11 protein-coding genes are annotated in these 11405 nt (G+C 60.3%); 2 read left to right on the top strand and 9 right to left on the bottom strand.

The window, feature by feature from the left end:
• Nucleotides 1–103: 103 nt before the first annotated feature.
• The 6 genes from acpP to ABCR88_RS09635 all read right to left on the bottom strand — a co-directional run bounded on the left by acpP (nucleotide 104) and on the right by ABCR88_RS09635 (nucleotide 4096).
• Nucleotides 104–340 carry an acyl carrier protein gene (gene acpP, locus ABCR88_RS09660; protein WP_003175607.1) on the bottom strand — a complete coding sequence of 79 codons (237 nt, stop codon included), beginning with the start codon at nucleotides 338–340 and terminating at the stop codon, nucleotides 104–106.
• Between the two features lie 196 nt (nucleotides 341–536).
• Nucleotides 537–1277, bottom strand: a complete 741-nt coding sequence (gene fabG / locus ABCR88_RS09655; protein ID WP_011060118.1) for a 3-oxoacyl-ACP reductase FabG — start codon at nucleotides 1275–1277, stop codon at nucleotides 537–539.
• 16 nt (nucleotides 1278–1293) lie between these two features.
• Nucleotides 1294–2232, bottom strand: coding sequence for an ACP S-malonyltransferase (fabD, locus tag ABCR88_RS09650; RefSeq protein ID WP_011060117.1), 939 nt, complete (start codon nucleotides 2230–2232; stop codon nucleotides 1294–1296).
• A 126-nt stretch (nucleotides 2233–2358) separates the two neighbouring features.
• On the bottom strand, nucleotides 2359–3369 hold the full coding sequence (gene plsX / locus ABCR88_RS09645; RefSeq protein ID WP_072451636.1) for a phosphate acyltransferase PlsX: 1011 nt from the start codon (nucleotides 3367–3369) through the stop codon (nucleotides 2359–2361).
• A gap of 3 nt (nucleotides 3370–3372) precedes the next feature.
• Nucleotides 3373–3555, bottom strand: a complete 183-nt coding sequence (rpmF, locus tag ABCR88_RS09640) for a 50S ribosomal protein L32 (protein ID WP_003179396.1) — start codon at nucleotides 3553–3555, stop codon at nucleotides 3373–3375.
• A 13-nt stretch (nucleotides 3556–3568) separates the two neighbouring features.
• The gene (locus tag ABCR88_RS09635) at nucleotides 3569–4096 is read right to left on the bottom strand and encodes a YceD family protein (RefSeq protein WP_011060115.1); all 528 of its coding nucleotides are present in this window, start codon (nucleotides 4094–4096) and stop codon (nucleotides 3569–3571) included.
• Between the two features lie 105 nt (nucleotides 4097–4201).
• On the opposite strand from ABCR88_RS09635, the gene ABCR88_RS09630 reads away from it, so the two are divergent.
• Entirely contained in the window at nucleotides 4202–4780 is a 579-nt protein-coding gene (locus ABCR88_RS09630; protein ID WP_041116791.1) for a nucleoside triphosphate pyrophosphatase, read from the top strand.
• Nucleotides 4781–4833: 53 nt separating this feature from the next.
• Here ABCR88_RS09630 and sppA read toward each other — a convergent pair whose 3' ends face one another.
• Genes sppA through rluC form a run of 3 tightly spaced genes read right to left on the bottom strand, consistent with a single transcriptional unit; the run spans nucleotide 4834 to nucleotide 7453 of the window.
• Entirely contained in the window at nucleotides 4834–5823 is a 990-nt protein-coding gene (gene sppA / locus ABCR88_RS09625; RefSeq protein ID WP_011060113.1) for a signal peptide peptidase SppA, read from the bottom strand.
• Nucleotides 5824–5844: 21 nt separating this feature from the next.
• On the bottom strand, nucleotides 5845–6507 hold the full coding sequence (locus tag ABCR88_RS09620) for an HAD-IA family hydrolase (RefSeq protein WP_041116789.1): 663 nt from the start codon (nucleotides 6505–6507) through the stop codon (nucleotides 5845–5847).
• Complete coding sequence (rluC, locus tag ABCR88_RS09615) at nucleotides 6497–7453, bottom strand: 23S rRNA pseudouridine(955/2504/2580) synthase RluC (RefSeq protein WP_011060111.1); 957 nt, start codon at nucleotides 7451–7453, stop codon at nucleotides 6497–6499. The genes ABCR88_RS09620 and rluC overlap by 11 nt, the downstream gene beginning before the upstream one ends.
• A 714-nt stretch (nucleotides 7454–8167) precedes the next feature.
• Here rluC and rne point away from each other — a divergent pair.
• Nucleotides 8168–11386 carry a ribonuclease E gene (gene rne / locus ABCR88_RS09610; RefSeq protein WP_350404461.1) on the top strand — a complete coding sequence of 1073 codons (3219 nt, stop codon included), beginning with the start codon at nucleotides 8168–8170 and terminating at the stop codon, nucleotides 11384–11386.
• Nucleotides 11387–11405: the final 19 nt, after the last annotated feature.

Genomic DNA, 11405 nt, shown 5'->3' with positions numbered 1-11405 from the left:
TCCTTTTTCTAATGACGACACTTTGTATCAGGCCTAAAGAAAAAACCGCACGCCGTAACGGCAGTGCGGTTTTTCCATGACAGCAAAAGACGACTACAAACGATTAAGCCTGGTGGCTGGTAACGTAGTCGATAGCTGCTTGAACGGTAGTGATCTTTTCAGCTTCTTCGTCAGGGATTTCGGTCTCGAATTCCTCTTCCAGAGCCATCACCAGCTCAACGGTGTCAAGGGAGTCGGCACCCAGGTCTTCAACGAAGGAAGCGGTGTTAACAACTTCTTCTTCTTTAACGCCCAGTTGCTCAGCAACGATTTTCTTGACGCGCTCTTCGATGGTGCTCATACCTTGTTTTCACTCCTAATGGACAAATTCAGGCAGCTGGCCAGTGGGTAAGTGTATAGAAAGGCTTTTCAGCTTTTCAACTGAAAGCTTTGTCCCTCAAACCCTTTGGCCATCTGCCTATAAATTGATTGCAGCTTTATAACGGATTTTAGACAGCTCGTATGACATTTTTTTGAAGCAATCCGTCACATTTGACTCACATATACATCCCGCCGTTGACCGGGATTGTAGCCCCAGTAACGTATGCCGCACCGTCGGATGCCAGAAAAGCGACCACTTGCGCGATCTCTTGAGCCTGGCCCAGACGACCCAGCGGAATTTGCGTCAGCAGCGCTTCACGCTGCGCTTCCGGCAGTTCGCGGGTCATATCGGTGTCGATAAAACCTGGAGCAACCGAGTTCACCGTGATCGACCGCGAACCCACTTCACGGGCCAGGGCACGGCTGAAACCTTCGAGACCGGCCTTGGCGGCCGCGTAGTTTACTTGGCCTGCGTTGCCCATGGCACCCACAACCGAGCCAATACTGATAATTCGACCCCAACGAGCCTTGGTCATGCCACGCAGAACGCCCTTGGACAGGCGATACAGGCTGTTCAGGTTGGTATCGACCACGTCGTACCATTCGTCATCTTTCATGCGCATCATCAGGTTGTCGCGAGTGATGCCGGCGTTGTTCACCAGGATCGCCGGCGCACCGAACTGCTCGGTGATGCTGGCCAGGACTGCAGCCACGGACTCGTCACTGGTAACGTTCAGCTCAAGGCCAGTGCCCTGGATGCCATTTTCCTTGAGGGTGGCAGCAATGCGCTCGGCACCCGAAGCGGACGTGGCGGTACCCACCACGGTGGCGCCCATACGCCCCAGCTCAAGCGCGATGGCCTGGCCGATACCACGACTGGCGCCGGTCACCAGTGCAACTTTACCTTGCAGACTCATGCAAGCTTCTCCTAGTTCAGGCCAACGCTGCACGGGCGGCAGCGAAAGCATCTGGGGTGTTCAGGTTAGAGGTCGACACGCCTTCGGCGCAGCGCTTGTTGAGGCCAGCCAGGACCTTGCCCGGGCCGCACTCGACCAGCTCGGTGGCGCCATTGGCTGCCAGAGTCTGGACCGACTCGACCCAACGCACCGGCTTGTACAACTGCTCCAGCAGGTCGCGCTTGAGGGTGTCCAGGTCGGCGGCCACAGCGGCACTGACGTTCTGTACCAATGGAATCTGCGGTGCCTGCCAGTTGATCGCAGCGATCGACTCGGCAAAGCGCTCGGCGGCCGGGCGCATCAGCTCACAGTGGGAAGGCACGCTGACCGGCAGCGGCATGGCGCGCTTGGCGCCCCGCGCCTTGCAGCCCTCGATGGCGCGATCCACAGCCGCCTTTGCCCCGGCGATCACCACCTGGCCAGGGGAGTTGTAGTTCACGGCGCTGACCACCTCGCCCTGCGCGGCTTCAGCACAGGCGGCGACCACATCGGCATCTTCCAGGCCGAGAATTGCAGCCATGCCGCCCTGCCCTGCCGGCACGGCTTCCTGCATCAACTGGCCACGACGCTCGACCAGCTTGGCCGCTTCACCCAGGGTCAGGCTGCCAGCGGCGACCAGGGCACTGTATTCACCCAGGCTGTGACCGGCGACGAAAGCCGGGCGCGCGCCACCTTCGGCCAGCCATACACGCCACAGGGCGATGGACGCGGTGAGGATGGCCGGCTGGGTCTTATCGGTTTGATTGAGCAGCTCTGCAGGACCTTCCTGGGTCAGAGCCCAGAGGTCGTAGCCCAGAGCATCGGAGGCTTCTTTGAACGTATCGAGGATCAGTGGGTACTGCGCGCCCAGCTCGGCCAACATGCCGAGGGACTGCGAGCCCTGTCCTGGAAAGACGAATGCGAGGGATGCAGACATGTAACAAGCCCCTAATGATCTTGTCGTCGGAGAATTGACGTCACACCGTGGTGGACGCAAGAAACTGACAGTTGGATGGCCAATTGAACTGAGCGGTCACATTTAAGCACTCCACAGGGTAAACGCCTAAAGCAACAAGTCTTCAAGACGCCCATGCAAGCGGCGCGGCAGGTCTTCCTGGATCTCGATCAACGCCCGCTGAATGGCACTCTGGAAACCTTGAACGCCTGCAGAACCATGGCTCTTCACCACGATCCCCTGCAAGCCGAGGAAACTCGCACCGTTGTGCCGCGCCGGCGCCAGATCCGCCTGCAACCTGCGCATCAGCGGCAAGGCTAGTGCCCCAACAGCCCGGGACAGCAGATTCTGCCTGAACAAGGCTTCTATACGAGCGGCGATCATGGTCGCCAGCCCCTCGCTGGACTTGAGCAGGATGTTGCCGACAAAACCGTCGCACACCACCACGTCCGCCTCGCCCCGATACAACCCATCGCCCTCGACGAAACCGATGTAGTTGAGCCCGCGGGCCTGCTGCAGCAAGCTCGCCGCCAGCTTGACCTGCTGGTTGCCCTTGATGTCCTCGGTGCCGATATTCAGCAAGGCCACCCGCGGCCGCACGATGCCCAGGGTTTCCGCCGCAACCGAGCCCATGATGGCGAACTGCAACAGGTGCTCGGCACTGCAATCGACGTTGGCTCCCAGATCCAGCAATTGGCAATAGCCACGCTGAGTCGGGATGGCAGCCACCATCGCCGGCCGATCGATTCCGGGCAGGGTTTTCAGCACATAACGCGACAGCGCCATCAGCGCACCGGTATTACCGGCACTGACGCAGGCCTGGACCTTCTCATCGCGCAACAGCTCAAGGGCCACCCGCATCGAAGAGTCCGGCTTGCCCCGCAGGGCCTGGGAAGGCTTTTCGTCCATGGTGATCACCTCGCTTGCAGGGGTAATCGTCAGGCGCGCGCGATCCACAGCCGTTTGACCGGAAATCAGTTCTTCAAGAAGGGAGGGTTGACCAACCAGGGTCAGGTGCAGCGAGGGGGTAGCAGACAGACAAGCAATACTCGCCTGAACAATGCTGCGGGGACCGAAGTCCCCGCCCATTGCGTCAATCGCGATGACTTGAGCGGACAAGGATTACTCGTCAGCGCCCTTGTCGATCACTTTACGACCACGGTATACGCCTTCTGGCGATACGTGGTGACGCAGGTGAACTTCACCGGTGGTCTTTTCTACGGACAGGGTGCTAGCCTCGAGAGCATCGTGGGAACGACGCATGTCACGGGCAGAGCGGGATTTTTTGTTCTGCTGAACAGCCATAATTGATTAACTCCTAAACGTTTGGGTCACGCTTTAACTGCGCCAATACACTGAACGGGTTGGACCGCGTTACCTCGTCCTCGCTCGGTTCGGGCTCATCGAGCCCCGCCGGCTGCTGGCATTCTTCCGGATGATGAGCAGGCACGATTGGCAAGGCAAGCAAAAGCTCTTCCTCGACCAACGCCTGCAGATCCAAAGGATCTTCGCCCAGTTCCAGCACGTCATAACCTTTCGGCAACGACTGGGTATTCGCACCCTCCTTCACCACAGCGTAACTGCACTCACTGTGGATCGGCAGGGTGACCAGCTCAAGACAACGCTGGCAAACCATTTTGACTTCGACGTCGATGGAGCTGTGGATAACTACAGCTTTACGTTCGTCACGCTCGAAAACGAATTTAGCCTGCACCGTACCGACATTGTCGGAAAGCGGGTCGCAGAGTCTCTCCAAATCGGCCAGCAGCAGTTCACCTTGAAGGGTGGTGCCACGGTCAGCCAATTTGCGCGGGTCAACGTGAGGTGGAATCGGGTCATTCAACATAGGCGCAGCATTATAGGGATGCCCCTGGCCATGTCAAAGGAAATTCAGCCCTGTCCGTCACTTGCAAGCCTCGCTAGAATTCCCGGCCTGCCTCAGGAGACGCACATGCTGCCTTTATTACTCGCCTCAAGCTCGGCCTACCGCCGGGAATTGCTGTCCCGCCTGCGCCTGCCCTTCACCTGCAGCTCTCCTGACATCGACGAAAGCCATCGCCCCGGAGAGTCTGCCACAGCTCTGGTGAAACGCCTGGCCGAGGAAAAGGCCCGCGCCCTGGCAAGCAGCCATCCAGCACACCTGATCATCGGTTCCGATCAGGTCGCGGTGCTCGGCGAGCGCATCATCGGCAAACCCCATACCTTCGAAAAAGCCCGCCAGCAACTGCTGGACGCCAGCGGCGCCAGCGTGACCTTCCTCACCGGCCTGGCCCTGCTCAACAGCCAGACCGGCCACTGCCAGGTCGACTGCGTCCCGTTCACGGTCAACATGCGCACCCTGGACAGCACCCGCATCGAACGCTACCTGCACGCCGAACAGCCCTATGATTGCGCCGGCAGCTTCAAGGCCGAAGGCCTGGGGGTCAGCCTGTTCCAGAGCACCGCCGGCAGCGACGCCACCAGCCTTATAGGCCTGCCACTGATCCGCCTCGTGGACATGCTGCTGGCCGAGGGCGTAGAAACACCCTGAACCGCCATAAAAAAGCCGGCACTCAAGCCGGCTTTTTATTGAGCAACACCCGATCAGCGCAAGGTTGGGCCCTGAAAGCCCATCCACATGGCAATCTGCTCAGCCACGCTGGCACCGAGTTTCTTCGAGAAGCGATCAAATGGCGATTCCTGGACGGTAAAGTCCACCACCTCTTTCTCGCCAATCACATCCCGCGCCACCGAGCTGGTATTGCCCAGGCCATCGATCAACCCCAATTGCAGCGCCTGCTCGCCCGACCACACCAGGCCGGAGAACAGTTCTGGATGCTCCTTGTCCTTCAGGCGATCGCCACGGCCCTGCTTGACGCTGGCAATGAACTGGCGATGAGTGGTGTCCAGCACGCCCTGCCAGAACTGGGTCTCTTCAGGCTTTTGCGGCTGGAACGGATCCAGGAACGACTTGTGCTCGCCCGAGGTGTAGGTGCGACGCTCAACTCCCAGCTTCTCCATGGTGCCGACAAAGCCGTAGCCGGCCGCCGTCACACCAATGGAACCCACCAGGCTCGCCTTGTCGGCATAGATCTCGTCAGCAGCGCTGGCAATGTAGTAAGCACCCGACGCCCCGAGATCCGAGATCACCGCGTAGACCTTGGTGTCCTTGTGCAAAGCCCGCAGACGACGGATCTCGTCATAGACGTAGCCGGACTGCACAGGGCTGCCGCCAGGGCTGTTGATACGCAACACAATGCCCTTGACCTTGGGATCATCGAACGCAGTACGCAGGCTGCCGACAATATTGTCAGCACTGGCCGATTCCTTGTCGGCAATCACCCCTGTGACATCGATCACCGCGGTGTAGCTACCGCCACGAGTGGCATTCTTTTCCATGGTCATCAGCGGCGTGAACAACGCCAGCGCCGCGAACAGGTAAACAAAGGTCAACAGCTTGAAGAAAATGCCCCAGCGCCGCGAGCGACGCTGTTCCTGGACGCTGGCCAACAGCGTCTTCTCCAGCAGTTTCCAGCTTTTATCATCACCACCTTCAGCGCCCGCCTTGCTCGGCGCCTTCCATTCGTCGGTCATGCCTGCTACCCCAGCAAAAACTTAATCGGCACCCTGGCTCAGCCAGGCGTGCAATTGAGGAAAACGGTCGATGGACAAGCGCGGCTCGAATACCTGCAAGGCCTCGATGGACTGAGCACCGTAGCTCACGGCCACCGAATCCATTCCGGCATTGCGCGCCATCAACAGATCAAAGGACGAATCGCCAACCATCAAAGCCTGCCGCGGCCCAACCCCGCAATGAGCAAGGATTTCCTCCAGCATCAACGGATGAGGCTTGCTGGCAGTTTCGTCGGCCGCCCGGGTGATATCGAAATACCCTTCCCAACCATGGGCCTTCAACACTCGATCCAGCCCTCGCCGGGCCTTGCCGGTGGCGACAGCCAGCTGATATCCCTCACCCCGAAAGGCGTCGAGAGACTGCACCACACCAGCAAACAGAGGCGAAGGCTCTGCCTCGAGAGCAATGTAGTGATCCGCATAATGCTGACGAAAAGCTACCAACTGCCCATCATCTATTTCCGGATACAGTGTGCGAATCGCCTCTGGCAATCCCAGACCGATAATGCCCTTGACGGCGTAGTCATCGCGGCGAGGAAAGCCGGAACGATCAGCAGATGCGTGCATTGACTCGACAATCCGACCAATGGAATCGGCCAGAGTGCCATCCCAGTCGAAGATCAGCAGTTTGTAATCAGGGTGCACTCAGGCGCTCCACGGTCTTGGCCCACATCTCATCCACCGGGGCCTGCAATTTCAGCTCGCCGCCATCGGGCAGCGGCACCGTCAACATATAGGCATGGAGAAACAGGCGCTTGCCGCCCAGCTCACGGATCTCGCGAGTGAAATCGTCATCGCCGTACTTGCTGTCACCGGCAATGCAGTGCCCGGCATGCAGGGTATGTACACGAATCTGGTGAGTACGCCCGGTCACCGGCTTGGCCTCGACCATGGTGGCGAAATCACCGAAGCGGCGCAGCACCTTGAACACGGTCAAGGCCTCCTTGCCCTCTTCGTTGACCTCCACCATGCGCTCGCCGGAGCGCAGGTTGCTCTTGAGCAGCGGTGCACGCACCTGCTTCACCGCCGTGGCCCAATGGCCACGGACCAGCGCCATGTAGCGCTTGTCCACGCCATCGCCCCGCAGCGCGGCATGCAGATGACGCAGCATGCTGCGTTTTTTAGCGATCATCAGCAGGCCGGAGGTGTCCCGATCAAGGCGATGCACCAGCTCCAGTTCCTTGGCGTCCGGGCGCAACTGACGAAAGGCTTCGATCACCCCGAAATTCAAGCCGCTGCCGCCATGCACGGCAATCCCGGCAGGCTTGTTGATCACAATCAGGGCCTTGTCTTCGAAGACGATCGAGGCTTCCAGGCGCTGCAGCAACCCTTGAGCCAGCGGCACTGGCTCGTCGCGCTCGGGCACCCGCACGGGAGGCACGCGCACCACATCACCCGCTTGCAGCTTGTACTCGGGCTTGATCCGCCCCTTGTTCACTCGCACTTCGCCTTTACGCAAAATGCGGTAAATCAAGGTCTTGGGCACGCCTTTGAGCCGGGCGAGAAGGAAGTTATCAATACGTTGGCCGGCATATTCCGGCGAGACCTCAAGCAATTGAACGCCTGGAGTCGAGGGGGCAGTAGTCGTCATGGCGCGAATGATAACAATTTTTTATGGATTTGAAGCACTTAATGATTGCTGCTATAGTCGCGAACGCCGCCAAAAGCGGCTGGGCAGAGGAACAGCGGCAAACAGCCGGCCCTGACCAACGCAATTCATAAGGACGCAAGGCCGTCCTACGCAGTTTTCACTATCTAACGGAAGAGTTCGGCGTTGTAACAAGCGCAGGTGACATGAGGCCTGAAACCCGTAGAAAGCAGAGTGACTACTCGCCTTTTACGCAGCGATTAACGGCCAGTTCACAAAGTGCAGTCAGCGACAAACGATCCCGAGCGAAAGTTGCGGAAACAACGCCTTTAGCCATGATGCGTGACCTCCCCTTTCGGAGTTCACGGTAAATGCCAACCCGCTGCGGATTCTGCGCGCGGCAGCACCCGAATTATCAGGGATACGTGTAGGGTGGAGATGCACAACCGTCGGACTGTGTAGCATTAGGCTTTATCAAGACGCTTCATCTCGTCCACAGTCGCCGGTTGATTCCTCCTCCTGACAGACTTTTGCTTAAGCGGTGCCTTAGTCACCACAGCAAGCAGGACGCGTAAGTCGCGACTTCGTTCTTAGTTACCCGGACGAACCTCGCTAGACACTCGAGTGGTCAACCACTCCTGACGCACCTGACACCGACCGTGAGAAGTCGTGTGTGCCGAACGCCGTTTCCGGCAGCCCGGAAACCGACGGTACTACATGAAAAGAATGCTGATTAACGCAACTCAACCCGAAGAGTTGCGTGTTGCTCTGGTAGACGGCCAGCGCCTCTACGACCTGGACATCGAGTCCGGAGCCCGCGAGCAGAAAAAGGCCAACATCTATAAAGGCCGCATCACTCGCATCGAACCAAGCCTCGAGGCTGCCTTTGTCGATTTCGGCTCTGAGCGCCACGGCTTTCTGCCCCTCAAAGAAATCTCCCGCGAATACTTCAAGAAAGCCCCCGAAGGCCGCGTCAATATCAAGGACGTCCTGAGCGAAGGCCAGGAAGTCATCGTCCAGGTCGAGAAAGAAGAGCGTGGCAACAAGGGCGCCGCCCTGACCACCTTCATCAGCCTCGCCGGCCGTTACCTGGTACTGATGCCGAACAACCCGCGTGCCGGCGGTATCTCCCGCCGCATCGAAGGCGAAGAGCGCAACGAACTGCGTGAGGCGCTGAACGGCCTGGTGGCACCAGCCGACATGGGCCTGATCGTGCGCACTGCCGGCCTGGGCCGCAGCAGCGAAGAGATGCAGTGGGACCTCGACTACCTGCTGCAACTCTGGACCGCCATCAAGGAAGCGTCCCTGGATCGTTCCGCGCCATTCCTGATCTATCAGGAAAGCAACGTGATCATCCGCGCGATCCGCGACTACCTGCGCCAGGACATCGGCGAAGTGCTGATCGACAGCGTTGAAGCCCAGGACGAAGCCCTGACCTTCATCCGTCAGGTGATGCCGCAGTACGCCAGCAAGATCAAGCTGTACGAAGACAGCGTGCCACTGTTCAACCGTTTCCAGATCGAAAGCCAGATCGAGACCGCTTTCCAGCGCGTGGTCGAACTGCCTTCCGGCGGCTCCATCGTCATCGATCCGACCGAAGCCCTGGTGTCCATCGACATCAACTCGGCCCGCGCCACCAAAGGCAGCGACATCGAAGAAACCGCCCTGCAGACCAACCTGGAAGCAGCGGAAGAAATCGCTCGCCAACTGCGCCTGCGTGACATCGGCGGCCTGATCGTCATCGACTTCATCGACATGACCCCGGCCAAGAACCAGCGCGCCGTGGAAGAAAAAGTCCGCGAATGCCTGGAAGCCGACCGCGCCCGCGTGCAGATCGGCCGCATCTCGCGCTTCGGCCTGCTGGAAATGTCCCGTCAGCGCCTGCGTCCATCCCTGGGCGAAAGCAGCGGCATCGTCTGCCCGCGCTGCAACGGCACCGGCATCATCCGTGACGTCGAGTCGCTGTCCCTGGCGATCCTGCGCCTGATCGAAGAAGAAGCCCTGAAAGACCGCACCGCCGAAGTACGCGCCCAAGTGCCGATTCCGGTCGCCGCTTTCCTGCTCAACGAAAAACGCAACTCGATCACCAAGATCGAACTGCGTACCCGTGCCCGCATCGTCATCCTGCCGAACGATCACCTCGAAACGCCACACTTCGAAGTTCAGCGCCTGCGTGATGACAGCCCGGAAGCCAACACCAACCAGTCCAGCTACGAAATCGCAGCGGCCGCCGCCGAAGCCGAAGAAGTCCAGCCGACCGCCGCCACCCGCACCCTGGTTCGCCAGGAAGCGGCAGTGAAGACTGCCCCGGCCCGCGCCAACGCTCCGGTTCCGACCGAAGTCGTCGCTGCCCCCGTAGCTGCACCGGCTCCAGTGGCCGAACCAAGCCTGTTCAAAGGCCTGGTGAAGTCCCTGGTCAGCCTGTTCGCTACCAAGGAAGAGCCAGCCGCACCGGTCGTGGTCGAGAAGCCAGTGACCGAGCGCCCTGCTCGCAGCAACGAAGAACAGCGTCGCAATGGCCGCCAGCAGAGCCGCAACCGTAACGGTCGCCGCGATGAAGAGCGCAAGCCGCGCGAAGAACGTGCTCCGCGTGAAGAACGCGCACCACGGGAAGAGCGTCAGCCACGCGAAGTTCGCGAAGCCCGTGAAGAAGTTCAAGCGGTAGCCCGCGAAGAACGCGCACCGCGTGCACCACGCGAAGAACGCCAGCCACGCGCCCCGCGTGAGGAGCGCAAGCCACGTGGCGAGCGTGAAGAACGCGTGCGTGAACTGCGCGAGCCACTGGACGCCGCTCCAGCTGCAGCCGCTGCTACCGCCGCCGTTGTTGCCGAAGAACGTCCGGCGCGCCAGCCTCGCGAAGAGCGCCAGCCACGTGCGCCACGTGAAGAGCGCCAACCACGTGCCGAACAGGCTCAAGCCGCTGCCGCCAGCGAAGAAGAAGCGCTGCCGAACGAAGAGCAAATGCAGGAAGACGGCCAGGACAACGCCGAAGGCGAACGTCCACGTCGTCGCTCCCGCGGCCAGCGTCGTCGCAGCAACCGTCGCGAGCGTCAACGTGATGCCAACGGCAATGTGATCGAAGGCTCGGAAGAAAACGCCGAAGAGCCAAGCAGCGCTGATCTGGCTGCCGGCCTTGCAGTCACTGCCGCGGTTGCCAGCACCGCCATCAGCGCCAACGCTGAAGCCGAAGCTCACCAGCAAGCCGAACGTGCGACTGCCGCTGTAGAAGACAAGGCTCCGGAAGCACCAGTGGTTGAAGCCACCACGCCGGTAGAAGCCCCAGTGGTTCCTGCAGTGGAAGTGGCTCCAGTGGCTGAAGAGCAGGTTCAGGTTGAAGTGGCTGCCGAGCCGACCGTGGTTGTCGAAGCCCAGCCTGTGGTTGCCGAACAACCGGCAGCAGAACCTGTAGCCCAGGCGCCAGTGGTTGAAGAAAAGGCCATCGAGCCGGTTCAGGAAGCCCCTGCGCCAGCCCCGGTTGCCGAGCCAGCAGTGGTGGTTGAAGAGCCTGTAGCGGCCCAGCAACCTGCCCAGGTTGAAGAGCCGGCTCCGGTTGCAGCACCGGTGGTGGCCGAAGAGCCCGCACCCGCTGTCGAAGCTGAAGCCGCGCCGGTCAGCACCCTGACCAGCAATGGCCGTGCACCGAACGACCCACGCGAAGTGCGTCGCCGCAAGCGTGAAGCCGAGCGCCTGCAGAAGGAAGCCGAGCTGGCTGCCGCTGCTGCTCCGGCTGAAGCCGTGGTGACCGCCGAGCCTGCTCCGGTAGAAGCGCCAGAGGTGGTCGAGGCCGCCCCTGCGCCAGCCGAAGAGACTGCACCGGCGCCAGTGGCCGAACCTGCAGTGGAAGAAGCGGCCCCTGTGGCCGAGCAAGCACCGCGCGCTGTCGAGCACGCTGCGCATGCCGAGGAAGAACAGCACGAGCCTAAACCTCTCGTCTGATTCCAACAGCCCATGAAAA

Source organism: Pseudomonas sp. W17 (genome assembly GCF_040268305.1).
GTDB classification, from domain to species: Bacteria; Pseudomonadota; Gammaproteobacteria; order Pseudomonadales; family Pseudomonadaceae; genus Aquipseudomonas; species Aquipseudomonas protegens.
Note: the sequence above shows the minus strand (reverse complement) of the source record. Positions and strands in the feature narration are given on the sequence as shown.

Excerpts from the sequence above, each read along its gene's own strand:
- acpP (WP_003175607.1), bottom strand. The coding sequence starts at position 340 with ATGAGCACCATCGAAGAGCGCGTCAAGAAAATCGTTGCTGAGCAACTG.
- fabG (WP_011060118.1), bottom strand. The coding sequence starts at position 1,277 with ATGAGTCTGCAAGGTAAAGTTGCACTGGTGACCGGCGCCAGTCGTGGT.
- fabD (WP_011060117.1), bottom strand. The coding sequence starts at position 2,232 with ATGTCTGCATCCCTCGCATTCGTCTTTCCAGGACAGGGCTCGCAGTCC.
- rpmF (WP_003179396.1), bottom strand. The coding sequence starts at position 3,555 with ATGGCTGTTCAGCAGAACAAAAAATCCCGCTCTGCCCGTGACATGCGT.
- ABCR88_RS09635 (WP_011060115.1), bottom strand. The coding sequence starts at position 4,096 with ATGTTGAATGACCCGATTCCACCTCACGTTGACCCGCGCAAATTGGCT.
- ABCR88_RS09630 (WP_041116791.1), top strand. The coding sequence starts at position 4,202 with ATGCTGCCTTTATTACTCGCCTCAAGCTCGGCCTACCGCCGGGAATTG.
- sppA (WP_011060113.1), bottom strand. The coding sequence starts at position 5,823 with ATGACCGACGAATGGAAGGCGCCGAGCAAGGCGGGCGCTGAAGGTGGT.
- rluC (WP_011060111.1), bottom strand. The coding sequence starts at position 7,453 with ATGACGACTACTGCCCCCTCGACTCCAGGCGTTCAATTGCTTGAGGTC.
- rne (WP_350404461.1), top strand. The coding sequence starts at position 8,168 with ATGAAAAGAATGCTGATTAACGCAACTCAACCCGAAGAGTTGCGTGTT.